This is a genomic window from Pseudomonas saponiphila (genome assembly GCF_900105185.1).
Classification (GTDB): domain Bacteria; phylum Pseudomonadota; class Gammaproteobacteria; order Pseudomonadales; family Pseudomonadaceae; genus Aquipseudomonas; species Aquipseudomonas saponiphila.
This window is the reverse complement of sequence record NZ_FNTJ01000001.1, coordinates 1,684,122-1,709,130: the sequence shown is the minus strand read 5'-3', so window position 1 is coordinate 1,709,130 and position 25,009 is coordinate 1,684,122. Positions and strand designations below refer to the sequence as shown.

The 25,009-nt window shown below is 60.7% G+C and carries 24 protein-coding genes; 9 read left to right on the top strand and 15 right to left on the bottom strand.

Translation table 11 applies throughout. From position 1 onward, the window contains the following. Positions 1-71 precede the first annotated feature (71 nt). The 4 genes from BLV47_RS08210 (at position 72) to BLV47_RS08195 (ending at position 5,193) form a co-directional block, all read left to right on the top strand. Positions 72-1,844, top strand: coding sequence for an N-acetylglutaminylglutamine amidotransferase (locus tag BLV47_RS08210; protein ID WP_092311981.1), 1,773 nt, complete (start codon positions 72-74; stop codon positions 1,842-1,844). 3 nt (positions 1,845-1,847) lie between these two features. Then, positions 1,848-3,593: an N-acetylglutaminylglutamine synthetase gene (ngg, locus tag BLV47_RS08205; protein ID WP_092311978.1), complete on the top strand. Its 1,746-nt coding sequence runs from the start codon at positions 1,848-1,850 to the stop codon at positions 3,591-3,593. Between the two features lie 98 nt (positions 3,594-3,691). Continuing rightward, positions 3,692-4,876: an osmoprotectant NAGGN system M42 family peptidase gene (locus BLV47_RS08200; protein WP_092311975.1), complete on the top strand. Its 1,185-nt coding sequence runs from the start codon at positions 3,692-3,694 to the stop codon at positions 4,874-4,876. A gap of 89 nt (positions 4,877-4,965) precedes the next feature. Continuing rightward, positions 4,966-5,193, top strand: coding sequence for a YheU family protein (locus BLV47_RS08195; RefSeq protein ID WP_025127101.1), 228 nt, complete (start codon positions 4,966-4,968; stop codon positions 5,191-5,193). Between the two features lie 34 nt (positions 5,194-5,227). Here the strand turns inward: BLV47_RS08195 and BLV47_RS08190 are convergent, their stop codons facing one another. Then, positions 5,228-5,560 (bottom strand): YnfA family protein, encoded by a 333-nt coding sequence (locus tag BLV47_RS08190; RefSeq protein WP_092311972.1) that lies wholly within the window; start codon positions 5,558-5,560, stop codon positions 5,228-5,230. A gap of 64 nt (positions 5,561-5,624) precedes the next feature. Continuing rightward, positions 5,625-6,440 (bottom strand): SDR family oxidoreductase, encoded by an 816-nt coding sequence (locus tag BLV47_RS08185; protein WP_092311969.1) that lies wholly within the window; start codon positions 6,438-6,440, stop codon positions 5,625-5,627. 305 nt (positions 6,441-6,745) lie between these two features. On the opposite strand from BLV47_RS08185, the gene BLV47_RS08180 reads away from it, so the two are divergent. Then, positions 6,746-6,898 (top strand): DUF3309 family protein, encoded by a 153-nt coding sequence (locus BLV47_RS08180; protein ID WP_092311964.1) that lies wholly within the window; start codon positions 6,746-6,748, stop codon positions 6,896-6,898. Between the two features lie 97 nt (positions 6,899-6,995). Here the strand turns inward: BLV47_RS08180 and BLV47_RS08175 are convergent, their stop codons facing one another. The 9 genes from BLV47_RS08175 to BLV47_RS08135 all read right to left on the bottom strand — a co-directional run bounded on the left by BLV47_RS08175 (position 6,996) and on the right by BLV47_RS08135 (position 18,143). Then, positions 6,996-7,961, bottom strand: coding sequence for a fimbrial protein (locus BLV47_RS08175; protein WP_092311962.1), 966 nt, complete (start codon positions 7,959-7,961; stop codon positions 6,996-6,998). Between the two features lie 7 nt (positions 7,962-7,968). Then, complete coding sequence (locus BLV47_RS08170; protein ID WP_167365629.1) at positions 7,969-10,479, bottom strand: fimbria/pilus outer membrane usher protein; 2,511 nt, start codon at positions 10,477-10,479, stop codon at positions 7,969-7,971. A gap of 211 nt (positions 10,480-10,690) precedes the next feature. Beyond that, positions 10,691-11,431 (bottom strand): fimbria/pilus periplasmic chaperone, encoded by a 741-nt coding sequence (locus BLV47_RS08165; protein ID WP_092311955.1) that lies wholly within the window; start codon positions 11,429-11,431, stop codon positions 10,691-10,693. 55 nt (positions 11,432-11,486) lie between these two features. Beyond that, positions 11,487-12,008: a fimbrial protein gene (locus tag BLV47_RS08160; protein WP_092311953.1), complete on the bottom strand. Its 522-nt coding sequence runs from the start codon at positions 12,006-12,008 to the stop codon at positions 11,487-11,489. Between the two features lie 356 nt (positions 12,009-12,364). Next, a complete protein-coding gene (locus BLV47_RS08155) occupies positions 12,365-14,452 on the bottom strand; it encodes an LTA synthase family protein (RefSeq protein ID WP_092311950.1) in 2,088 nt (695 codons plus the stop codon). 315 nt (positions 14,453-14,767) lie between these two features. Next, positions 14,768-14,959 (bottom strand): PLDc N-terminal domain-containing protein, encoded by a 192-nt coding sequence (locus BLV47_RS08150; RefSeq protein WP_060840477.1) that lies wholly within the window; start codon positions 14,957-14,959, stop codon positions 14,768-14,770. Between the two features lie 84 nt (positions 14,960-15,043). Next, positions 15,044-15,574, bottom strand: coding sequence for a hypothetical protein (locus tag BLV47_RS08145; RefSeq protein WP_092311948.1), 531 nt, complete (start codon positions 15,572-15,574; stop codon positions 15,044-15,046). A gap of 114 nt (positions 15,575-15,688) precedes the next feature. After that, positions 15,689-16,207, bottom strand: a complete 519-nt coding sequence (locus BLV47_RS08140) for an ankyrin repeat domain-containing protein (RefSeq protein ID WP_092311945.1) — start codon at positions 16,205-16,207, stop codon at positions 15,689-15,691. A gap of 97 nt (positions 16,208-16,304) precedes the next feature. Beyond that, positions 16,305-18,143 (bottom strand): long-chain-acyl-CoA synthetase, encoded by a 1,839-nt coding sequence (locus tag BLV47_RS08135; protein WP_092311942.1) that lies wholly within the window; start codon positions 18,141-18,143, stop codon positions 16,305-16,307. Positions 18,144-18,269: 126 nt separating this feature from the next. On the opposite strand from BLV47_RS08135, the gene BLV47_RS35280 reads away from it, so the two are divergent. Continuing rightward, complete coding sequence (locus BLV47_RS35280; protein ID WP_143038245.1) at positions 18,270-18,590, top strand: hypothetical protein; 321 nt, start codon at positions 18,270-18,272, stop codon at positions 18,588-18,590. A 233-nt stretch (positions 18,591-18,823) separates the two neighbouring features. Next, on the top strand, positions 18,824-19,102 hold the full coding sequence (locus tag BLV47_RS08130; RefSeq protein WP_092311939.1) for a DUF3509 domain-containing protein: 279 nt from the start codon (positions 18,824-18,826) through the stop codon (positions 19,100-19,102). 71 nt (positions 19,103-19,173) lie between these two features. Here the strand turns inward: BLV47_RS08130 and BLV47_RS08125 are convergent, their stop codons facing one another. The 3 genes from BLV47_RS08125 to aroC are packed head-to-tail and all read right to left on the bottom strand — an operon-like array spanning position 19,174 to position 21,993. Continuing rightward, positions 19,174-19,719, bottom strand: a complete 546-nt coding sequence (locus tag BLV47_RS08125) for a 1,2-dihydroxy-3-keto-5-methylthiopentene dioxygenase (RefSeq protein ID WP_092311936.1) — start codon at positions 19,717-19,719, stop codon at positions 19,174-19,176. Next, positions 19,716-20,873 carry an MFS transporter gene (locus BLV47_RS08120; RefSeq protein ID WP_092311934.1) on the bottom strand — a complete coding sequence of 386 codons (1,158 nt, stop codon included), beginning with the start codon at positions 20,871-20,873 and terminating at the stop codon, positions 19,716-19,718. The genes BLV47_RS08125 and BLV47_RS08120 overlap by 4 nt, the downstream gene beginning before the upstream one ends. Positions 20,874-20,901: 28 nt before the next feature. Then, a complete protein-coding gene (aroC, locus tag BLV47_RS08115; protein WP_092311931.1) occupies positions 20,902-21,993 on the bottom strand; it encodes a chorismate synthase in 1,092 nt (363 codons plus the stop codon). A gap of 142 nt (positions 21,994-22,135) precedes the next feature. Here aroC and BLV47_RS08110 point away from each other — a divergent pair, with 142 nt between their 5' ends. Further along, positions 22,136-23,089: an alpha/beta hydrolase gene (locus BLV47_RS08110; protein ID WP_092311928.1), complete on the top strand. Its 954-nt coding sequence runs from the start codon at positions 22,136-22,138 to the stop codon at positions 23,087-23,089. A gap of 98 nt (positions 23,090-23,187) precedes the next feature. Next, entirely contained in the window at positions 23,188-23,979 is a 792-nt protein-coding gene (locus tag BLV47_RS08105; protein ID WP_092311925.1) for a hypothetical protein, read from the top strand. 57 nt (positions 23,980-24,036) lie between these two features. Here BLV47_RS08105 and prmB read toward each other — a convergent pair whose 3' ends face one another. Beyond that, a complete protein-coding gene (gene prmB / locus BLV47_RS08100) occupies positions 24,037-24,945 on the bottom strand; it encodes a 50S ribosomal protein L3 N(5)-glutamine methyltransferase (RefSeq protein ID WP_092311922.1) in 909 nt (302 codons plus the stop codon). Positions 24,946-25,009 lie beyond the last annotated feature (64 nt).

The following is a 25,009-nucleotide window of genomic DNA, read 5'->3' as shown; positions in this document are numbered from 1 at the left end:
CAGTTTCCAGGTAGCCGCCCCTTTGGCGACTGCGGATCGACTCTCCCCAACGGAAAAACCGGTAAGGACTTATGTGCGGATTAGCTGGCGAATTACGCTTTGATCATCAACCTGCCGACCTGGCAGCGGTTGAACGAATCACCCACCACCTGGCCCCCCGTGGCCCCGACGCCTGGGGCTTTCACAGCCAGGGCCCGATCGCCCTGGGCCATCGACGACTGAAAATCATGGACCTGTCGGACGGCTCGGCGCAGCCCATGATCGACAACCAACTGGGCCTGTCACTGGCCTTCAACGGCGCCATCTACAACTTCCCCGAATTGCGCGCCGAACTGGAAGCCCTGGGCTACGCCTTCCATTCCGGCGGCGACACCGAAGTGCTGCTCAAGGGCTACCACGCCTGGGGCACGGACCTGCTGCCCAAGCTCAACGGCATGTTCGCCTTCGCCATCTGGGAGCGCGACGCCCAACGCCTGTTCATCGCCCGCGACCGCCTCGGGGTCAAGCCTTTGTACCTGTCGCGCAGCGGCCAGCGGCTGCGCTTCGCCTCGGCCCTGCCAGCCTTGCTCAGGGGCGGGGATATCAACCCGATCCTCGACCCGGTGGCGCTCAATCACTACCTGAACTTCCACGCCGTGGTTCCGGCACCACGCACCTTGCTGGCGGGCATTGAGAAACTGCCACCGGCCACCTGGATGCGCATCGAGGCCGACGGCCGCACCGAACAGCAGACCTGGTGGTCCCTGCCCTACGGCCCCCGTGCCGACGAAACCCGGCTGAGCCTGGAAGACTGGACTGACCGAGTGCTCGATAGCACCCGCGAGGCGGTGGCCATCCGCCAACGGGCGGCGGTGGATGTCGGCGTGCTGCTCTCCGGCGGGGTCGACTCCAGCCTGCTGGTGGGCCTGCTGCGGGAAGTCGGGGTGGACAACCTGTCGACCTTCTCCATCGGCTTCGAGGATGCCGGCGGCGAACGCGGCGACGAGTTTCAGTACTCGGACCTGATTGCCCGCCACTACGGCACCCGGCATCACCAGTTGCGGATCGACGAGCGCGAGATCATCGAACAGTTGCCCGCGGCGTTCCGCGCCATGAGCGAGCCGATGGTCAGCCACGATTGCATCGCCTTCTATTTGCTGTCCCGAGAAGTGGCCAGGCACTGCAAGGTGGTGCAAAGCGGCCAGGGCGCCGACGAGCTGTTCGCCGGCTATCACTGGTACCCGCAAGTGGATGGCGCCAGCGATCCCTATCAGGCTTACCGCGACGCCTTCTTCGATCGCAGCCATGACGACTACGCGGCCACCGTGCAGCCGCAATGGCTGACCGACCACGACGCCGCCGGCGACTTCGTCCGCGAGCATTTCGCCCAACCCGGCGCCGATGCGCCGGTGGACAAGGCCCTGCGCCTGGACAGCACGGTGATGCTGGTGGATGACCCGGTCAAGCGGGTGGACAACATGACCATGGCCTGGGGCCTGGAGGCGCGCACGCCGTTCCTGGACTATCGCCTGGTGGAGCTTTCGGCCCGAGTGCCGGCGCGCTTCAAATTGCCGGACGGCGGCAAGCAGGTGCTCAAGGAAGCGGCGCGGCGGGTGATCCCCAGCGCAGTCATCGACCGCAAGAAAGGCTACTTCCCGGTACCGGGCCTCAAGCACTTGCAGGGCGACACCCTGAACTGGGTGCGGGAACTGCTGCTGGACCCGAGCCAGGATCGCGGCCTGTTCAACCCAGCCATGCTCGATCGCCTGTTGACCGATCCCCAGGGCCAACTGACCCCGCTGCGCGGCTCCAAGCTGTGGCAACTGGCGGCCTTGAACCTGTGGCTCAGCGAACAAGGAATCTGACCGATGAAAGCCAATGCCACGGCTTACAGCCAACGCCTGCTACGCGGCCAGGCGCCGTCCTATGAACGCCTGCAAGCGCGCTTTGCCGAGGACGGCAGCGAACCCGGCCACGCCCCCATTGCCCTGCACTGCGGTTGGGGCCGCCTGCTGATCGGCCACACCTTTCCCGATCCCGGCAGCCTGGCCGCGGAACTGCTCAACGAGCAACCGGGTGAACGCGACATCGCTCTGTACGTGGCCGCACCGCAGCAGGTACTGGGCCTGGAACCGGCGCAGCTGTTCCTCGACCCTTCCGACACCCTGCGCCTGTGGTTCAGCGACTACCGCCAGGCCACCCGGGTGTTTCGCGGTTTCCGCATCCGTCGGGCGCAAAGCGAAGCCGACTGGCAGGCCATCAACCGCCTGTACCAGTCCCGGGCCATGCTGCCCATCGATTCGCAACGGCTGACCCCACGCCATCAGGGCGGTCCGGTGTACTGGCTGGCCGAAGACGAGGACAGCGGCGCGGTGATCGGCAGCGTCATGGGCCTGAACCACCACAAGGCCTACCAGGACCCGGAGCACGGCAGCAGCCTCTGGTGCCTGGCGGTGGATCCCGACTGCAGCCGCCCGGGCGTGGGCGAAGTGCTGGTGCGGCACCTGATCGAACACTTCATGAGCCGCGGCCTGAGCCACCTCGACCTGTCAGTGCTGCACGACAACCACCAGGCCAAGAACCTGTACGCCAAGCTGGGATTTCGCACCCTGTCGACCTTCGCCATCAAGCGCAAGAACGGCATCAACCAGCCGCTGTTCCTCGGCCCCGGGCCCCAGGCGGACTTCAACCCTTATGCGCGGATCATCGTCGAGGAGGCCCATCGCCGCGGCATCGATGTGCAAGTCGACGACGCCGCCGCCGGGCTGTTCACCCTCAGCCACGGCGGGCGCCGGGTGCGTTGCCGGGAATCCCTGAGCGACCTGACCAGCGCCATCAGCATGAGCCTGTGCCAGGACAAGCGCCTGACCCACCAGGTGCTCAAAGAGGCCGGCCTGCATCTGCCCGCGCAACAACTGGCGGGCAGCGCCGACGACAACCTGGAGTTTCTCGACCAGCACCAGCGGCTGGTGGTCAAACCCGTGGACGGCGAACAGGGCCAGGGCGTGGCCGTGGACCTGCGCACGATCGAAGAGCTGCAGCGGGCGGTCGACAACGCCCGCCGCTTCGACAGCCGGGTCCTGCTGGAGAGTTTCCACGAGGGCCTGGACCTGCGCATTCTGGTGATCGGTTTTGAAGTGGTGGCCGCGGCCATCCGCCGTCCCGCCGAGATCATCGGCGACGGCCAGCATTCCATTGGTGCCTTGATCGAAGCCCGCAGTCGCCGGCGCCAGGCGGCCACCGGCGGCGAAAGCAAGATCCCCCTGGACCCGGAAACCCAGCGCACCCTGCATGCGGCCGGTTTCGACTACAACAGCGTGCTGCCCGCCGGCGAGCGGCTGTTCGTCCGGCGCACCGCCAACCTGCACACCGGCGGCACCCTGGAAGACGTCACCGGCGTCCTCCATCCGACCCTGGCCGAGGCCGCCATCCGCGCGGCCCGGGCCCTGGACATTCCGGTGGTCGGCCTGGACCTGATCGTGCCGGCGGCAGACCAGCCGGACTACGTGTTCATCGAGGCCAACGAGCGCGCCGGGCTGGCCAACCACGAACCGCAGCCCACCGCCGAGCGTTTTATCGACCTGCTGTTTCCCCATAGCCAACCGGCGCCTTGATCCTTCGCCGGCAAGCCGGCCCCTACCTCTCGTAGGAGCTGGCTTGCCAGCGAACTCTCATCGAAACCATCGATGGCCTTTTCTCATTCGGAGTTTCCATGACCCGTCAGATTCCCCAGCCCGATCTCGCCTACCTGCAGAAAGTCCTCCTGGAAATGCTCGCCATTCCCAGCCCCACCGGTTTTACCGACACCATCGTGCGCTATGTCGCCGAGCGCCTGGAAGAACTGGGCATCCCCTTCGAACTGACCCGGCGCGGGACCATCCGCGCCACCCTCAAGGGCCAGAAGAACAGCCCCGACCGGGCTGTCTCGGCGCACCTGGACACCATCGGCGCCAGCGTCCGTGCGGTGAAGGACAACAGCCGCCTGACCCTGGCCCCGGTGGGCTGCTGGTCCAGTCGCTTTGCCGAAGGCAGCCGGGTCAGCCTGTTCACCGACAACGGCGTGCTGCGCGGCAGCGTGCTGCCGCTGATGGCCTCCGGCCACGCCTTCAACACAGCGGTGGATGAACTGCCCATCAGTTGGGACCATATCGAACTGCGCCTGGACGCCTACTGCACCACCCGCGCCGATTGCGAATCCCTGGGTATAGGCGTGGGCGACTTTGTCGCCTTCGACCCCTTGCCGGAATTCACCGAAAGCGGCCACATCAGCGCCCGGCACCTGGATGACAAGGCCGGCGTCGCCGCCTTGCTGGCGGCGCTCAAGGCCATCGTCGACAGCGGCGAGCCGTTGATGATCGATTGTCACCCGCTGTTCACCATCACCGAGGAAACCGGCAGCGGTGCGGCGGCGGCCCTGCCCTGGGACGTCAGCGAATTCGTCGGCATCGACATTGCCCCGGTCGCACCGGGCCAGCATTCCAGCGAGCATGCGGTGAGCGTGGCCATGCAGGACTCCGGCGGCCCTTACGACTATCACCTGTCCCGGCACCTGCTGCGCCTGGCCGCCGAGCACGAACTGCCGGTGCGCCGCGACCTGTTCCGCTACTACTTCAGCGACGCCCACTCAGCGGTCACCGCTGGCCATGACATTCGCACCGCGCTGCTGGCCTTTGGGTGCGACGCCACCCACGGCTACGAGCGCACCCACATCGACAGCCTGGCGGCACTCAGCCGCCTGCTCAGCGCCTATATCCTCAGCCCGCCTGTGTTCGCCAGCGATGCGCAGCCGGCCCAGGGCTCCCTGGATCGCTTCAGTCATCAGCTGGAACACGACGCCCAGATGGAGAGCGATACTCGGGTGCCCTCGGTGGACAGCCTGGTGGGTAACAGGTCCTGAACCACGACCTGGGGTTTGTGCGCGCTGCAACTGGCGGCACGACCCCGGGCGCAGTAGCATCCGGGATTGTTTTTCGGAGCCCCCCCAAAATGCTGATTCCCCACGACCAACTTGAAGTCGACACCCTGACCCGTCTGATCGAAGACTTCGTCACCCGCGAGGGCACCGACAACGGCGATGAAACGCCTCTGGAAACCCGCGTGCTGCGGGTGCGTCAGGCCCTGAGCAAGGGCCAGGCGGTGATCGTTTTCGATCCGGACAGCGAGCAGTGCCAATTGATGCTCAAGCACGATGTGCCCAAGGAACTGTTCGACTGATGCCGGGACCGGCCCAACCTTTGTGCCGGGATGCTCAGCCGTTGGAAAAGCGCGGGCCAAACAGAATCACACTGGCCCCGATCACACACAGCCCCAGCCCCAGCCAGTCCGAGCCCAGGGGCCGCACACGCTCCACCACCGCCAGCCAGCCAATGGACGCAACGATGTAGATGCCACCGTAGGCGGCATAGGCGCGTCCGGCGTAAGTGGCTTCGACTTTGGTCAGCAACAGGGCGAACAGGGTCAGGCTGATCAGGGCGGGAATCACCCACAGGGCGCTCTTGCCCTGGCGCAACCACATCCAGAAGGCATAACAGCCGGCGATTTCAAACAGCGCCGCAAGGAAGAACCACAGGTAATTGAGCATGCAAGGTCTCGTCAGGATTGCCAGGTGCCGGCAACCCTAACGAGGCCATGGCGGTGGAGCAAGCTCAGTGGGCGCTCTGTTTGGCCTTGGCACGCATCTTGTCGGCCATCAGGGTCATTTCGTCGTACAGCGCTTGAGGGTTTTTCTGCTTCAGGGCCCAGGCCATGCGCCCTTGTTCGTGGGGCAGGATCATGAACTGGCCGGCGTTGACCTGGGTGTGAATGTAATCGGCAATCTCGGCAGCGGTGATCGGCGAGCTTTCCAGCAACTTGCCCACCTGAGCCTTCATCGCCGGAGTCGGGCCGCGGAAGGAGTCCAGCAGGTTGGTCTGGAAGAACGACGGGCAGACTACGTGCACGCCGATTTCCTGCTGCGCCAGCTCCACCAACAGGCTCTCGGACAGCGCCACCACGCCCGCCTTGGCCACGTTGTAGTTGCTCATGGCCGGGCCCTGCATCAAGGCGGCCATCGAGGCGATGTTGATGATCTTGCCCTTGCTTTGCTCCAGCAGCGGCAGGAAGGCCTTGCAGCCCTTGACCACGCCCATCAGGTTGATTGCGATCTGCCAGTCCCAATCCTCCAGGGACAGCTCGCTGAAGAAACCGCCCGATGCCACACCGGCGTTGTTGACGATGATGTCGATGCCGCCGAACTTGACCTCGCAGGCCTGGGCAAAGGCCGTCAACTGGCTGTAGTCACGCACATCGCAGCGCTGCACGAAGCCGTCGCCACCGGCTGCGCGTACCTGCCTCAGGGTTTCCTGCAGTCCCGCCTCGCTGACATCGGACAAGGCCAGCCGCCAGCCATCGCGGGCCCAGCGCAAAGCGATTTCGCGACCCAGGCCGGAGCCGGCGCCAGTGATCATCATGCGATTTTGCATAAGAGTTGCCTTGTTGTTCCGGGGAAGATGGGCCGCAGTGTAGCGAAGGCCCTGGCGGCACCCACGCACCATCAGAATGCTGAATGCCCCGGGCAAACCCATCAGTTGGTGAATACTGCGGCGCCCGCAAAAAACAACCTTGCCAGGTGCAAAGGACATGACCCCGGAAGCGAAAAACCTTAAAAAACTTGGAATTTTCCCGAAAGGCGCAGAGTCGGACTTGTTAAGCGCCCGGCTTTATCCATCAAGCCTGGTTGTCCTTGAACAACCAAGTTGTTCGACACTACTCCAATAAGGAAACCACCATGAGCACCATTCTGATCATCATTCTGATTTTGCTGCTGATTGGCGGCCTGCCTGTTTTTCCACACTCCAGAAGTTGGGGATATGGCCCTTCGGGAATCATCGGCGTCGTGCTGGTGGTGCTCCTGGTATTACTGCTACTAGGCAGAATTTGAGTCGTCAACAAAGCTCTATCATCAACTCACTGAAGCCGAAAGCGTCCTGATCAACAGGACGCTTGGCGCCGCTCATACATCAATGAAAACTCTCCGCTCATTCATATATGAAAGTCACCATGGCATTGGTCCGAACATAACCAGCCGTCACTTTCGGACCGTAATACATATAAAAAACGGTTAACGGGATACTCAGCATTTCGCCATCGACAGTAGTTTGCGTAGTCTTGAACTCCGTCCGGGTCCCGAGCATTTGCCCAACCTCACTGTTGGCATCACCTTGTAGCAGAATCAACCCCACGCCCTTGGCCATGCCCTCACCGTTGCTGTTAAGCAAAATGTGCATATTGGCGTTAGCCCCATCAATGACATAGGCCACCTTGACCCCTTTGTCGCACTTAAGATCAATCTCGAACGAAGTGGGGCTAAACGGAATGCCATCCGTCGTGAACTTGCTCAACGGAACAGCCGGCATGATGACCGTTTGCACCGGACGGGCAACCGCACACCCTCTGCTCTGAGCGGTGTACGACACGTTATTGAACAAGATCTCGTTGCTCAATTGGTTGTGGTAATAAATCCTGATCTTGTGGTCGCTGAACTTTCCTGAACCGATGGGGCCAGTCTTGACCAGTTCCAACTTGAACTTATGCGGTGGTGTATAGGTAGTGGGGTTCAGCCGACGCTCGAACCTGGGCCACTCCATGTACACGCCACCCTCGTTGTACCAGTAAATCCGCATGCCAATCCCGGGGACTCCAGTCTCGTAAACATGCTCGTAGGCGGTCTTGGTAGCGCCACCGACAAAACCGTAGTCAAACCAAAGCCCATTGCCGCTACAGGTCATGGTTGTTTTGCCCTGGTCAATTTCCTTGACCAGAATAGTGCTGCCCACCGGAATATCGCGAGGAGGCTTGAGCATGGCGAAATCGGCGCTGGTGAAGTTTGTCGACAGTGGACTTCCGGTGCAGGTATTAGCCCAAGCGTAATTGCCATACATGGCGCTAAGCAGTAACCACGCGATCAAGGGCCATCGATTGTTTAGCAGGACTTCAATATTCATCCATTACTTACCTGTTTAAGATTCGGCTGCCCGTATGGCAGGGCAACTCCAATTGCTGGTAGTACTCGTCATTCGGGGCGGGATCGCTGGGCATGCGATAAGACGCGAGGCAGTTCTGCCCTTCTCCCCACTGAATCGACAACTGGCCCTGACCTTCCAAGCCTCGGACAAAGGCTCGACCGCCCTGTCCAACCTGCGTCAACACCTCCCCCGTAGGACCGAGGACTTGCGCCCCCAGGGGAATCACCTCGCCGTCGTCACGCACCAGCTTGAGCAGCATCGCCCGGCCCGTCACGGTCGGATAACGCAACATGACCACGGCGCCTGCGCGCGGAGCCACCTGCTGCGAAGTCATCTCCAGCTCGACATCCCGAGAGGTGCCTTTAGGGTCCAGCGCCATGTCGTTGCGTCGATAGGGCGTCAACCCCGTCACCACCGCATACCCGTTGTCCGCGATTCGGGTAGTCGCGTTGCTGAGCACCTGAGCGCCCTTGGCACCGGAGGCTTCAAGCACGGCCATGGTTTCGCCCTGACCCGAGGTGGCGTTGATGCCTCCCGGGTGGGCGACCAGGGTGCCTTGCATGGCCAAGTTGGCTTGCTGATAGTTCTCTCCGCGGCTGGCGCTCAGGTTGTAATTGGCGTGGGCCGCGTCATAACGCAGGTTCCCGCCATAGTTGCTGTTGCTCTGCCCCTCATACAGGTCGCGAGAACCGTAGAGGCTGTAACCAACCTGGCCGCTGTCGCCGAGACTGCCGCTCAACGAGGTATTGACGCCGTGATTGCCCCTGCCGTCGTAACTGATGGACGAGTTCAGGAAAGGTGAATAACGGCTGCGCCCCAGGGGCAAGCTGATACTCAGCAGATACTGATTGTCCATGCTGCCGCTACCGCTGCGGGTGCGGGTGGCGCTGAAGCTGAAGCTGCCCCAGTCGAAGCTGTTGGAGTAACCCACCTGATAGCTCACATCCCGGCCCTGGTCGCGACTCCAGTAGTTTTGCGCCAGACCGGAAAAGTTCAGTTGCCCCAGGCGCTCGCCTATCGGTTGGCTCAGGCTCAACTGCAGTCGACTGCGCTGCTTGAGCGACAGGTTTTGCGACGGGTTGTCCTGCAGGCGCGCGAACTCGTCGAAGTTCAGATAGCCCTCGCTGGAAAAGCGGTAGGCCGCCACGCTGAAGTTGGTAGCTGTGCTTTCAATCTGCTTGTTGTAAGACAAGCGCAGGCTGCGGCCACTCAGTTGCGCGCGGCTGTCAGCCTGGGAATCGCTCAAGCCTGAGGCCTGGGAATGAGTCATATCCATCGCCACCGCGCCCAGGGAAGTGCTCAAGGCCACCCCACCCTGCAAGGCCCGATAATCCTGAGCCAGGAGACTGCCGCCGTAGCCGGTCCACAGATTAGACAAGCCGTACTGATAGGTTCCCTGGACAAAACCGGGCAGGCTATCAAGGCTGTCATCGCGCAAGCGTCCGGCGCTCAGGCTGAAGCGCGAACTGCCGGGCCGCAGTAGCTGGGCCATCGAGGCATAAGGCACCACAAAGCTTTTGGTCCGCCCGTCGGCCTCGGTGATGGTGACGTTGAGGTCACCGGCGTAACCGGCGCTGTTCAGATCATCAATGGCAAAGGGCCCGGGAGACACCGTGGTTTCGTACAACAGATTCTGCCCCTGGCGCACACTGACCTTGGCGGTGGTATCGGCGACACCCCGAATCACCGGAGCGAACCCACGCATCGAATCCGGCAACATGCGCTCATCGCTTCGCAGTTGTATGCCCGTAAAGGAAAAACTGTCGAACAGATTGCCGGGGGTATAGAACTCACCCAGGGTCAATTGGGCCTGGGCGGCGGTGATATCGCGCTGCACATAGCTACTCAAGGCGGTGTACTGACTGCTCCGGCCGGAACTTGACTGGCCATCGTAGCGATAGGAGCCATTGTGTCGCAGACGCCATTGGCCCAGGTTCAGACCGGTGTTCAGGCCGCTGTAGAACTGACGACTGCTCTGTCCATTACTACGGTTCTCGGACAGGTTGTGGCTGTAGCCAAGAAAGCCGGCATTGACCCCAGCGTCCCATTCCTTGGGAGACACATAGCCACGCTTGGTCCGGGTCAGGTAAAGCTGGGGAATGGAAAGATCGGCACGCAAGTCGGCCATGTCCACCTCAAGATGACCCTGAGGCACCATTTCATCAGGCCCCAGGCACTCGGCCGCCCGAGCCTGGGTGGCCTGATCCTCGGGCAACCGGGTGAAATCAACGCCAAGCTGCTCCAGCAAAGCCGGCGGCAGGCAAGGCTCGACCTTCGAGCCATCGGCCGAGGTCCTGAGCAGGATTTCTTGAGTCCCGATGCGGTTCTGGTTGAGATACAAGTCAAGGCGATAAGTGCCAGGCGTCAGCGGATTGCCTCGCTCATAGCTGGACAAATCCAGCGTTTCTCCACGGCCGTTGCCAAAAAACGCCGGATTGAAGCGAACTGTTTCAGCGGCCTCGCCGGCATCGCTGACCACCCACAACAAACCCAGCATCATCGTTAGCGGAATAAAATCGTCACGCACAACCAGACACGTTCTAATGCAAGAAAACTTACGGACTTCAACTAAAAACAAGACTTTTGACAAAGCACTCATCTAATCTGCCCAAATAGTCAGCCCGATGGGGCAATGACGAAAGTACCGAGGCAATCGCCTCGGCACGAACATGAAGTGAGTGACAGATCCAACGAATCTTCTGAGTTTCTTATCGCGAAAGTTTAGCCTCAGCACGCACATTGGATCCGAAATCGTTGATCCATTCGTAGATCACACCCCCCTCTATCTCCGAGGTATTGGGTACTTGCTCGAAAACGAAATCAGCAGAAGATTTTGGTGCAACCATATGATTCTTTACTTTTAGAGTCTTACCATTTTTAAGCTTTAACTCGACCGAGTTGAAAGACACATGAAAGGCTCCATCATTAGTTACACGCAACACAGCATCCTTGGCAGAACCGAACAAGCTCCAACGCAGTTTTTCGGCGCTCTGAGTTGCAGTCCCAGGGAGATCCGCAGGGCGAAAAAACAACTTAAGACGTGTACGAAAAGCCAACTGCATATGATTGCCGATCTGCTCGCCGGGCAATGGCGGTACATCTAATACATTGAGCCAGAACACCGACTCACGATCCTTGGGTACGGTGTTTGACGGAGCATACGCAATGCGCAGCGACTGCCCCTTGCTGGGGTCGATCCGCACCATGGGCGGCATTACCACGAATGGCGCGTCCGCCTCATCGGGCTTGGCATCGACGCGTCCATCATCGATCCAGGTTTGGACCAATGCCGCTTGTTGCCCCTGATTGTTCAGCCTGAGAGAAACCTCACGCTCCTTGGCTGGATAGACAATTCGCGTAGCATCGATCACCACGCTGGCCTGGACAGATAGAGAAAACAGCGAAATGGCGATACAACTAAGTAGCCGTGAGGGGAAGCAACAGAACATGGATTCATTCGCTCACAACGTAAAGCCTTGAAGCTTTCGCCTCAAGGCTTTGATTTCACTCGTAGATAAGGTCAAACATCAATTCAGCTTTTACATCGCCCGCTGTAGCCGGCCCATTAGCAGCCAGATATCGAGCAAAAAACTGGAAATTTGCCCCATCGTCACTAGTTATCATTGGAGTTAGTGGTTCCCCAGCATACTGTTCGAGAAGTTTTATAACAGTGCCACCATCAAAATCAACCAACTGTATCTGGGCAGATGACCCGCCAGGAGCCGAGTTAATAATCGCTTGAGTTAGGGGATCAATAGTGCTGGGACTGACTACAAACCTACCCTTCAACTTACTGCCATCACATCCGCTGACATTAATAGAAAAAGGACGTGGAGAGGAAACGTCACCTGTGGCTTTAAGAGCGTTGACACTTACATGGTCAAGCTTGACATCTTCAGCGCTTACTACACAGGTCGACTCCGTCACCTTACCTTCAAACTTTACCAGCACATCATGCGCAAAAGCGCTGTTTGCCCCGAAGAGCAATCCAGATACAACACCCACTGCCAACCGAAACTTTTTCATTTAACTCTCCCTTCTCAGCCATCGTCATGGCGCACTAACAACCGCACCATTCAACAATCAATGCTGCGTGCCAGATCTGGAGTGCTGTAGGTATCCATCCGGGCCGAAGCGGATGCGATCATTACAGTCTGTTGTATTGGCTAACATCAGATGAATCCTAAAACCCAAGAAACTTCCTGTTTGAAGGCGAGAAATCGACTACTCCGCAAGAAACTTTTCCCAAGAAGAACGGGAAATACCTCAAGACCAGTGAATGGCCTCATCTGTCGACAGGCAAAAAAAAACACCCCATCAGGGGTGTTTTCTTTACCAGTCAGGTCTTGCCAGCGCTCCACGAGAGCGGACAGGTCCAGCAGTCAATCCGGCTTGCCGTTGACCACGCCGGCGGTGTTGTCGAGCAGGCTCTTGGTCGCGGTCTGCAGGAAGGACTCCAGCTTCTGCTTGAGCTGCGCCTCATCGGCGGCGTCGGGAATCAGTTCGCCAGTCGGCGCAGCGCCCAGTTCGTACTTGTACAGCCGTGGCGGCATTTCCTTGGGCAGTACCAGTACCCGATCCGCCGTCAACAGCGCCACGGTCTGATCGCTACCCGAGGGTTTGATCACGCCAAAGCCCTTGTCGCCTTCGGGCAGGTTGAGCAGGTCGCGCCCCCAGCACTGGTGCAACACATCGCCACCGAGGCGGCCCATGATGGTCGGCACGATATCGATCTGCGTGCCCACGGTGTGGTCGCGCTGGCCGAACTTCTCCTGGATACCGGGTGCAATCATCAGCATCGGCACGTTGAAACGGCCCAGGTCCATTTCAGTGATCTGCTGCTCATTGCCAAAACCGTGGTCGCCGACCACGACAAATAGCGTTTCCTTGAAGTACGGCTCCTTGCGCGCCTTCTCGAAGAACTGGCCCAACGCCCAGTCGGAGTAGCGCATGGCGGTCAGGTGCTCGTTGAGACTGCCACGGTCGGTGACCTTCTCCACTGGCAATGGTGTCGGCAATGCATAAGGGGTGTGGTTGGACAGGGTTTGCAGCAGGGCATAGAACGGCCCCTTGCCATCACGGGCCTTCAACTCTTCCAGGCCGCGGTTGAACATGTCCTGGTCGGACACACCCCAGGTCGGGTCGGAGAACACCGGATTGACGAAGTCATTGCGGCCGACGAAGTTGGTCATGCCCTGGTTGCCAAAGAACCCCGACTGGTTGTCCCAGGCAAAATCACCGTTATAGACATACACATCGTCGTACTTGCGGGCGCTGAGCAATTGCGGCAAGCCGGACAGCTTGTGGCTGCCTTCCGGAGTCTGCATCAGGTACTCGAAGCCCGGCAGGTTGGGGAAGCAAGCCATGGTGGCGAACATGCCCTGGTGAGTATGGGTGCCGTTGGAGAAGAAGCGATCGAACAGCAGGCCTTCCTTCGACAGCTTGTCGAAATAGGGTGTGACCTGACCCGGACGCTCCAGCGCTCCAACCGAGTGCCCGGCGAAGCTTTCCATCAGGATCACCACGACGTTCTTGATCGGCAGGGTCTTGTCCGCATCCGGGGTGTAGTTGCGGCGCACGGCGGCGATATCCGCATCCACCAGCTTGTCGCTCGGCACCAGCAGCATGTCGCGTACGGTCTGCTGAGCCAATGGCTGAGGCAGGGTCGCCTTCCAGATATTGTTGCGGTCTTCGGACAGGCGATCCTTGGCCGCCGCCATCAACTGCAGAGTGCCGTTGAGGCCCAGCTGGTTGGCGAAGTTCGACTCGGTGGTGTAGACGTCGCCCCAACGCATGGGCGGGCCCTGACGCAGCGTGCCACGAGCGGCGACCACACAGATCAGCAGGCAGACCACGAACACCGCGATGCGTGCATACCAGGGCGCAATCTGCCGAGTGCCGACATTGCCTCCGCTGAACGGGCCGCGCGGCCGGGTAGCGCGGTCAGCGCCCTTGAATGCCAGGCTGAGAATCCAGGTCCCCACCGCCCAGGCCAGCAGGTAGCGAACCACCGGGAAACCGTACCAGAGCATGCTCATCACGGTTTTCGGATCTTCTTTCACGTACTGAAAGACCAGGCCATTGAGGCGCTGGTGGAATTCACGGTAGAAGTCCATCTCCATCAGGCCGAGGAACAGCGCGATGCTGGAGGTCACCGTCAGCCAGAAGCGCAACAGTCCGCGCGCCGCCATGGCCCGGGCACTGGTCAGCGCCAGGATCAGCGGAACGCTGAGATAGACCACCAGCCGCAGGTCAAAACGCAGCCCGTTGGCGAACGCCTCAAGGAAGGTCGAAGCCGGGGTGTCGAGAATCATCTCGCGGTTGTAGATCAGCAGCGCAACGCGCAACAAAGAGAGCATCACCATCACGACCAGCGCGCACAGCAGCGTGTAGGCCAGATGGGATTTAACGGTCGGTTGCAGCAGGCGATTCGAGGATCGCTGCTGACTCAGGGCATCCGAGTTTGCCATGTCGTTTTAGGACCCATTGGAAGTTTAAGTTGCAAAGAAAAAGCAGCGTTCTGCCCTCTTTTTGTCGCCAGGGCGACGGGGGATTACGCGGTGCGCAGATGTTGCACGATCACTGAAGGCATTGCCATTGATTAGTGGGTACTACCGACAAGCCCACCTCCTACAGCTCTGGAACAACAGATTGCAGGGATTTACAGCTCGGGGAAAAACGCCGGCGAATTGTCTTTGAGGCTTTGTGAAAATTTCGTCCAACGCATGTTTAGACACACAAAAAGGGCCTCACGGCCCTTTTCTTCATCTTGCAACCTTCGCGGGTCAAAGCCGCACATTGCCTCGCGGCCCGGCAATGGCCCAGATGATCAACCCCAAGACCGGCAGGAAGATGATCAACAGCACCCAGAGGATCTTCATCCCGGTTTCGGCGCCGCTTTTCAGCACATTGATGATGGCCCAGATATCCAGAGCCAGAATGATCAGGCCAATCAGGCCATTGAAGGTGGAACCCATGGTGTCGCTCCCAAATGATGGTGTGCCTCCTTAGGATAGCCGCCCGTCTTCGGGGTTCCGCTGTGTTGCACCAAGGCCCGTGATTCAGACGTGCACGGCAATCTTCAGCGCTTCCAGGGCCGGCGCCGCGGCGATACCGACCTCGGCACACAGCTCCAGCACTCGCGGCAGGTCATTGCCGTAGACCAGCACCATCTGCAGCTCGTCATCCAGTAGCTGGCTGAAATTCATCAGCACATAGCCGCCGTTCTCCGGGTTCATGCTGCCCATCTGGATCTGGATGCGGTTCAAGGCCGTCAAGGCATCGATCTTCGCCAACTGCTTGGGCTTGATGTTGAAAGGCACGTCCTTGCCGAAGGAAGCGACGATCTGTGCGAACAGGTCGACATAAGTGTCGGCCTGAAACAGCACGGTATCCGGCAAGCTGCCAACCACCACCCACTCGCCCAGGGGAATGGGGAAGCTGTCGTCATAGTTGATGTCCGGGTTGGCTGCCAGGAACGCCTGGGGGTCGGCGTAGGCCTGGGCCGCTTCGTCGGCGATCTGCTGGATCTCGGCGTCGCCCATGCACCCGGAGCTGATTTTGCTGATGAGTTCAATGAGGGCGGTTTTCATGGGCACATCCTGAAGGCAAGGAAATTCGAAGGCGCGAAGGATAGCCTAAAGTGCGCGGCCAGACCTACGCCTGTTAGGCGGGCCTGGCGCTCTCGCCCCTCGGGCCCGGACGGCTCAGGCGAGGAGTTTTTCCAGCTGTGCGGCAGTGTCCATCGCGCCCATGGTCTTGGCGGCTTCCAGGGCGCTGACACCATTGCTGTCGCGCGCCTTGGGATCGGCGCCCTGACTGATCAGGTAGGTGACGATTTCGCAGCGGTTGAACATCGCCGCCATCATCAGCGCGGTCCGCCCGTCAAAGGACGCCCCCTCAACTTGCGCGCCGCCCTCCACCAACGCCTTGACCACCGCCAGGTCGCCCTTGAAGGCGGCGCCGGCAATCGGACTCTGACCATTGTCGTTGCGGATCTCGGGATCGGCCTTGTGCTTGAGCAGCACCTGCACGGCGTCCACATGCCCGTAATAGGCGGCCAGCATTAGCAAGGTGTCACCCTTGTGGTTGCGCAGGTTGACCGGCAGGCCACTGGCCGCCAGCTTGTCGAGCATCTGTGCGTCACCCTGGCGGGCCACGTTGAATACCTGTTCGACAAACTGGGCGGCCTCGTCTTCAGTCATCTGGCGGCTTTTGTCGGTCATCGGAAACTCCAGGTTCGGCCAATCGGAAAGGCGCTAGTGTCCCCAAGCCGGCCGCGGCCTGTCATCCCTTTTTTGCCAAGAACCGCCATAGACAGAATCAATAACGCAGGCGTCCGGCCTGAATGTCCGCCAGAATCGGCGGGGTCAGCCGCACGTAAGTGTCCGACCCCGGCAACCAGGCGTAGACCGGATCATCAGCCACCTGCTCCAGGTCGAATGCCTGCTCCTTGAGGCGGCTTTTCTGGTATTTGAAAGTGCCGGTGGTGTCCATCTTCACCTTGATCCGCAGAAACAGCGGCACGGCATACGCCGGCAACTGCTGCCGGGCAAATTGCAACAATTCGCTGAAATCCAGGGTCGCCAGGGACTGCGCGGGGGTGATCGCCACCATCCCCGCCCGGCCGTTGGTGTTACGGATTTCAACGCCATAGGCCACCACTTCGGCAATCTGCGGATGCCCCAGGAGAATGTTCTCCACTTCAGTGGTGGAAACGTTCTCGCCTTTCCAGCGATAGGTATCCCCCAGCCGATCGACGAACTGCACATGGCCAAAACCGATGTCGCGCAGCAAGTCACCGGTGTTGAAGTAGCAATCGCCCTTCTCGAACACATCCCTGAGGATCACCTTGAGGTTCTTCTCCGGATCGGTGTAGCCATCCAGCGGCGCCTTGTCGTCGATCTTCGCCAACAGCAGGCCCTGACCGCCCTTGGCCACCTTCTGCATGAAGCCCTGGCTGTTGCGCAGTGGCGCCCCGGTGTCGTGGGCATACTCCACCAACGCCCAGGGAATCAGGGAAAACCCCACCGTGTTGTCGAAGTTGAGGATATTGCTGAAACCGATATTGCCGTCGCTGGCCGCGTACAGCTCACAGACATGAGCGACGCCGAAACGCTGCTTGAACTCGCTCCAGACTCCTGGGCGCAGGCCGTTGCCGATCATTTTCAGCACACCATGCTCGGTGTCCTGCGCACTGCCTGGCTGATCGATCAGGTAGCGACACAGCTCACCGACGTAGCCCAGGGTCGTCGCCTTGTAGCGACGCGCATCATCCCAGAACTGACTGGCGCTGAACTTGCGGCGAATGGCGAATCCCGACGCCCCGGTGATGGCCGAGCCCCAGCACACGCACAACCCGGTGGCGTGGTACAGCGGCAGGGTGCAATACACCACGTCGTCGGGCCGCATATCCAAGGCAATGGTGCCGAAACCGGCGGAGGTGCGCATCCAGCGCCCATGCTTGAAGATCCCCGCCTTGGGCAGCCCGGTAGTGCCGGAGGTATAGATATAGAAGCAGGGGTCATTGAAGAAGATCTGCTGGGTCTGCTGCAGATTGTCTGCGGGATAACCGGCACTCTCGCGCATCAGGTTGAGCATCCCCTCCGGGGCACTGCCCGGATCGACGAGGGTATCCTGATCGGCCACGAACCAGGTGCGCTGCGGGTCGATACCCACCTGATCGCGCACCGCGCCATAGGCCGCCAGCAACTCACCGCCCAGCATGATTCCCGCCGGCTTCACCAACTGCAGACTATGCGCCAGCACGCTGTGGGTCTGGGCCGTGTTGAGCATGGCGCAGATCCCGCCGAGCTTGGCCACCGCCAGCACCGTGACCAGCAGTTCCGGACGGTTTTCGATGAAGATCGCCAGCACATCGCCCTTGCCGATGCCCCGATCGTGCAGGTAGGCGGCGATACGGTTGGCCCACTGATTGACCTGGGAATAACTGAGAACCCGCTCGCCGCACAACAAGGCCGGCCCATCGGGATTGCGCAAGGTCGCCTGCTCGAAACTCCAGCCCAGCCCACAGGCCTGATCAGGCTTGTCGATGTTGCCCGCCCTGACGCCGCGCACCACCCGCGGCAGGGCCCTGGCAATGGAGGGCAGCTTACGCAGCATCATGCCCCAGGTGATCATGTCGCTATTGTGCTTGTTCATGCTGACTCCGGTTCGAAGACAAAGGTCTGTGCCCCGACCACACAGGTCGGACGTGACAAGTTCTGGAACAAGAATCAACCGGGCGCTACGCCCCTAGTGTCGGCAACAGACAAGCAGAGGCGGTGGATGGATCCCGGGACGGGACGGAAGAACAACGAACGTAGCGCTGCTGACAGCACCGGCAGTGGAGCGGTGGGACCGTTCATGGAGGGCGTCCTGGTATTTTTATTATCTGGTGGGCTGGATCGCTCGATCACGCCACAACCATTCCATGTCACAGACACGCCTCGCAAAGGTCTTTGGCAAAGGGCCAAGGCCGATTTGAAACGGCGCGACTGGCTGAAAAATACGTCAGCGGTCGCGAGACTGTACACGGAGTTTTTGCAAACTTTTGTATCTCACCCGCTGCGTTCTGCCGAAGGCTGCAACCCCCGCATCAGCGAGTGAATTTTGCGCCGGAGCCTGCAGTCACACCCTCATGCCCAGGCCAGCCCCAACCCGCCGCCGGCCTGCAAAATGCAGGATGCACGATGGCCTTTCATGCAATTTGCACGAATCACGATTTCAACAAAAATAATAACTAATTGATTTAAAAGGACTTTTTAAAAAAACAATACTGGCACAATCACTGCACCTATCCGTTCACGCTTGCCATTCAAGAGCTAACGGAGCTGATAGACATGAGCCTGATCCAAGAAAAATTCTCCTCCCTGTTCTCCAACTTCGAAGTCACCACCCAGCCTCGTCCCGACGGCGGCATCCTGCTGACCCTGCGCAACAGCGAAGGCAAAGTGTTCAAGCGTTCGATTTCCTACGCGCAGCTGCACGCCGCCGACCAACTGTCCTGGGCCATCAGCGCGATTCGTCGGGATCTGGCCGAACAGGCCAGTGAACTGCCACAGATTTCCATGCTGCAAAGCCAGAACCGCTTTGCCCTGCCGACCTACCACAGCGCATAAGGCCTGCTGCCATGGTTCGGCTGGCCGGCCCACGTTGCGTGGGACCGGCCTATGGCCGTTGTTCCTCGTGCCTAGTCTTCCAGCCGCGGGAACTGGCTGGCGATGGCGTCGCCGGTCGGATTGGCGACCCAGCCTTGCGCATTAGTGAACAGACGGATGGCCACCAGATTGGGTTCCTCGCCCATATCGAACCAATGCGCAGTGCCCGCAGGCAGCGAAATCAGGTCATTTCTTTCACAGAGCACGGCATAGACGTAGTCGTCGATGTGCAGGGAAAACAGACCGCGTCCGGCCACGAAAAATCGCACTTCATCCTCGCCATGGCGATGTTCGTCGAGAAAGCTGGCGCGCAGTTCGGCTTTGTTTGGGTGGTCGCGGTTGAGGCTGATCACGTCGACGCTGAGATACCCCTGCTCGGTCATCAACCGGTCGATCTGCTCTCGATAGGCGTCGAGCACCTCTAGCTGGCTGGCGCCCGGCGCGATGCGGGTGGTGGCCGGCCAGCGCTCGAAGCGAATGCCCTGCTCGGCCAGGGTCGCCGCGATATCGTCGAAATGGGTCAGAACCTTGTTCGGCAGGTCCGGGCTGGATACGTGGTAGACGGACAGGCTGCTCATGACGGCAACTCCTCTTGCATGCGGGTGGCAATGATAACGGCTGCGGCCATGGCGGCGACGCTGGCAATACTAAAGGTCAATGTTGCGCCCAGGACGTTCCAGCTGTAGCCGGCATACAAGGCCCCCAGCGCGCCACCGGTTCCAGCCAGCGCGGCATACAACGCCTGCCCCTGGCCTTGCTGGCGCGCACCGAAACTGCGCTGGACAAAATGAATCGACGCGGCGTGAAAACTGCCGAAGGTGGCCGCGTGCAACACCTGCGCCAGCAACAGCATCCAGAAATACTCGGCCAGACTGCCCAGCAGCAACCAGCGCAGCGCCGCCAACAGAAAACTCGCCAACAGCACCCGGCGCACGGAAAACCGCGCGAGAATCCGGGTCATGGCCAGAAACATCAGCACCTCGGCCACTACTCCCAGGGCCCAAAGCATGCCGATCAGGCCGCGGGTATAACCCAGACCTTCCAGATGCAGGGTCAGAAAGGTGTAGTAGGGCCCATGGCTCATTTGCATCAACGCCACGCACAGGTAGAACGCCAGTACCCCGGGACCGCGCAACTGCTTGAGAAATCCGTCCCCGGCCAGGCGCGGCCCCTGAACCACGGGGCGGGCATTGGGCACCCACAGGCTGCTGAGCACGATCCCCGCCATGATCAGCACCAGCGCCACGGGATAGATATCCAGGCTCAACCACTCGAATAAGCGGCCCATCGCGACCACCGTAAAAATGAAACCGATGGAGCCCCAGAGACGGATCTGGCTGTAGCGAGAGGCCTGCCCTTGCAAGTGCGCCAGGGTGATCACCTCGAACTGTGGCAGCACTGCGTGCCAGAAGAAGGCATGCAGGGCCATGACCATCGCCAGCCAGGCGTAGCTCTTGCTGACGAAGATAAGGGAGAAGCAGACCAGGGTGCAGAACGCGCCAAAACGCACGATTGCCAGGCGCCGGCCAGTGTAATCACCGAGCCAGCCCCACAGGTTGGGCGCTACGCAACGCATGAGCATGGGAATGGCCACCAGCTCACCGATCCGCGCGCTGGAAAAACCCAAATGATCGAAATACAACGCCAGGAACGGCGCGGTCGACCCCAGCAGGGCGAAGTAGAACAGGTAGAAGCTGGAAAGCCGCCAGTACGGCAGCGTCGCCCCGGCCATCAGGCCGTGGCGACTGGCAGAACCGCCATTACAGCTGACCCAATACCGGCGTGCTGACGCGCACGTCGGCATTCTGGCCGCGGTGACGCAGCAGATGATCCATCAGCACGATAGCCATCATCGCTTCAGCGATCGGCGTGGCGCGAATACCCACGCAGGGGTCATGGCGGCCCTTGGTGATCACGTCCAGCGGGTTGCCATCGACATCGATGGAGCGCCCAGGGGTGGTGATGCTGGACGTCGGCTTGAGCGCCAGGTGGGCGATGATCGGCTGCCCCGAGGAAATGCCCCCGAGGATGCCGCCGGCGTTATTGCTGAGAAAGCCTTGCGGGGTCAGTTCATCACGGTGCTCGGTGCCGCGCTGGGCGACGCAGGCGAAACCGGCGCCGATTTCCACGCCCTTGACCGCATTGATACTCATCAATGCATGGGCCAGTTCGGCATCCAGACGATCGAAGATCGGCTCGCCCAGACCCGGCATCACGCCTTCGGCCACCACGGTGATCTTGGCTCCCACCGAGTCCTGATCCCGACGCAACTGATCCATGTAGGCCTCAAGCTCCGGAACCTTGTCCGGATCGGGACTGAAGAAGGCGTTGTCTTCTACCGAATCCCAGGTCTTGAAGGGAATCTCGATCGGCCCCAGTTGGCTCATGTAGCCGCGGATCACGATGCCCTGGGTGGCCAGGTATTTCTTGGCAATGGCCCCGGCCGCCACGCGCATGGCGGTTTCCCGCGCCGAGCTGCGACCGCCGCCGCGGTAATCGCGAATACCGTACTTGTGGTGATAGGTGTAGTCGGCGTGAGCCGGACGGAACAGATCCTTGATCGCCGAATAGTCCTTGGACTTCTGGTCGGTGTTGCGGATCAGCAGGCCAATGGAACAGCCCGTGGTCTTGCCCTCGAACACTCCGGAAAGGATCTCGACTTCGTCGGGCTCCTGGCGCTGGGTGGTGTGCCGACTGGTACCGGGCTTGCGCCGGTCCAGATCACGCTGCAAATCCTCCAGTGACAGCTCAAGACCCGGCGGGCAGCCGTCGACAATGGCGACCAACGCCGGGCCATGGCTTTCGCCCGCGGTGGTGACAGTGAACAGCTTGCCGTAGGTATTGCCGGACATGCGGGGAGCTCCGTGAAATCAGCCGAAATAACTCAATCAGGATTACTGAAGGGCGCAAGTATACGCAGGCTACCCAACTAGTTCATCCTCGAACCTTCTGCCGCTGCCCGAGTCCAACTGGCACCTTATCCATGATGGCGTGATGATGCTGCGAGCCCTTCTCTTGAGCCTTTCCCTGTTCACCGGCCTGGTCCAGGCCACCGTCCTGCAACGCCCAGTCAGCCTGGACACCGGCCACGGCGAGCTGTATGGCTCGTTGCTGCTGCCCAAGTCCGAGCAACCCGTGCCGGTGGTGCTGATCATTTCCGGCTCGGGCCCCACCGACCGCGACGGCAACAATCCCGACGGCGGACGCAACGACAGCCTCAAGCGCCTGGCCTGGGTCCTGGCCAAGCACAACATCGCCAGCGTGCGCTACGACAAGCGCGGTGTGGCAGCCAGCCTCGCGGCGACCCCGGATGAACGCAACCTGACGCTCGATGCCTACGTGGCCGACGCCGTGGCCTGGGGCAACAAGCTCAAGGCCGACCCACGCCTGGGCCAATTGATCGTACTGGGCCACAGCGAGGGGGCGCTGATCGCCAGCCTCGCCGCACCGCAACTGGATGCCGCGGGGGTGATCTCCATCTCCGGCACCGCCCGGCCCGTGGATCAGGTCCTGCGCCAGCAATTGAGTTATCGCCTGCCGCCAGCACTGATGGTGCGCAGCAATGAACTGTTGGACAGCCTCAAGGCCGGCCAGGTGGACACCGATGTGCCGCCTGCCCTGCAAGTGATCTTCCGTCCCAGCGTACAGCCCTATCTGATCACCCTGTTCCGCGAAGACCCGGCCGCCGCCTTCGCCCGCCTGAAAATGCCAGCGCTGATCATTCAGGGCAGCAACGACATCCAGGTCAGCGTCGATGACGCCCGGGTACTCAAGGCGGCCAAACCGGATGCCCAACTGACCCTGATCGACGGCATGAACCACGTCATGCGCATCGTGCCCAACGATCTCAAGCGCCAACTGGCCTCCTACAAGGACCCGCAACTGCCCCTGGCGGCAGAACTGGGCCGGTCGATCATCGGTTTTATTGACGGACTTCACACCCGTTAGGCTGTTTTTACCCTCCAGTCCTGAAAAAAACGGCCGATAAGCCTTTGCCGGCCGTTCGATTGCTGTCGGCGCGCAGCGATTGGACAGGACTTGCCCTTATGACTGATACCCCGAATTCACCCGCCTCCGAGCAGGAAGCCGCCGCACCGGAAGCACCGCCGTTGCCGTGGGCGGATGTTCAGGCCGAACATCACAAGATGCTGCGCCTGGCGCCCCTGAAGACCGATCGCGCCACCGGCGTGCGGCCTTTGCGCTTTGTCGAATTCGGTTATGCCGAACGCAGCAACAAAGAGCACAGCCTGCTGCGCATGACGATCCGCCTGCCCGGTCAGCGGGTGCGCAAGGAACAGAACCACCTGGATGTCTGGGTCGAACATGACACCCGTCGGGTGCACTTCGAGCCCGAGGGCGGGCTGCAGATCGAACCGCTGAACCGGGGCATCGGGCGCTTCCTGCTGGCCCAGGCCGCGCAGTGGGCGCAAAAGAAGTGGCCGCATTACCGGGTGGACGGCTTCGACCTCGCCAACAAGGACGCCCTCAATGAAGACACCCGCCTGCGTCGCGATCATGTGTTGCGCACCCAGGGCTTCGATGTGGTGTATGCCGACGCCCAGCACCTCAAGGGCAGCGTCAAGGATGTCCAGGTCGGCGAGTTGCTGAGCCAGTGGAACACCGAGAAGCTGCAGTTTGTGGAAATACTCGAAGCGGCGCAGATGCTCCAGCAGGCCGAACAGAACCTGGAGGAGCTGGAAGTCAATCTGCGCAAGCAGGAAGAGAAAGTCACCAAGTACAAACGTGAAGACACCGGCCTGCGCTTCACCATCACCTGCCTGGTGGCCTTCGCGGTATTCCAGGCGGGGCTGCTGATCTGGATTGCGACGCACCGCTGAGGCGCATCCTGCTGACTGTTCAGGTCAAGGCCCGCATCACGCGGGCCGGCCCATCACTCAAACGCGAGAAGCAAACAGCGCCTGATGTTCGCGGCACTGCTCCGCTGTGAGCATGAACACGCCGTGACCACCGCGCTCGAAGTCGAGCCAGGCAAAATCCACTTCCGGATAAAGCGCCTCGACGTGAACCTGGCTGTTGCCCACTTCAACGATCAGCAACCCCTTCTCGGTCAGATGATCGGCGGCTTCGGCGAGCATGCGGCGCACCAGATTCAGGCCATCGTCGCCACAGGCCAGGCCCAGTTCGGGCTCATGCTGGTACTCGTCCGGCATGTCGGCAAAGTCTTCGGCATCGACATAAGGCGGGTTGGACACGATCAAGTCGAAGCGCTGCCCCGGCAAGCCATCGAAGCCATCGCCCTGAACGGTAAACACTCGCTCGTCGACGCCGTGGCGCTCGATGTTCTGATTGGCCACTTCCAGCGCTTCGAAGGACAGGTCGGCCAGCACTACTTCGGCGTCGCGGAATTCGTAGGCGCAGGCGATGCCGATGCATCCGGAGCCGGTACACAAGTCGAGAATCCGCGCTGGCTCGTTGCCCAGCCAGGGTTCAAAGCGTTTTTCGATCAGCTCGCCGATAGGGGAACGGGGAATCAGCACCCGCTCATCGACAATGAACGACATGCCGCAGAACCAGGCCTCGCCCAACAGGTAGGCCGTGGGCACCCGCTCTTCAATACGGCGCTTGAGCAGGTGCTGCAGATGGACCAGCTCGTCCTCTTCCAAAGCACAGTCCAGATAGCTGTCGGCAATTTCCCAAGGCAGGTGCAAGGCACCGAGCACCAGTTGGCGGGCCTCGTCCCAGGCATTGTCAGTGCCATGGCCGAAGAACAGATCCTCCCCATGAAAGCGGCTGACAGCCCAGCGGATATGGTCGCGCAAGGTGCGCAGGCGGGAAGTGATCACGGGACAGACTCCTGACAAAACGACCGGCAATACTACCAGCCAAAGCGCCCGCCGACGACGAATG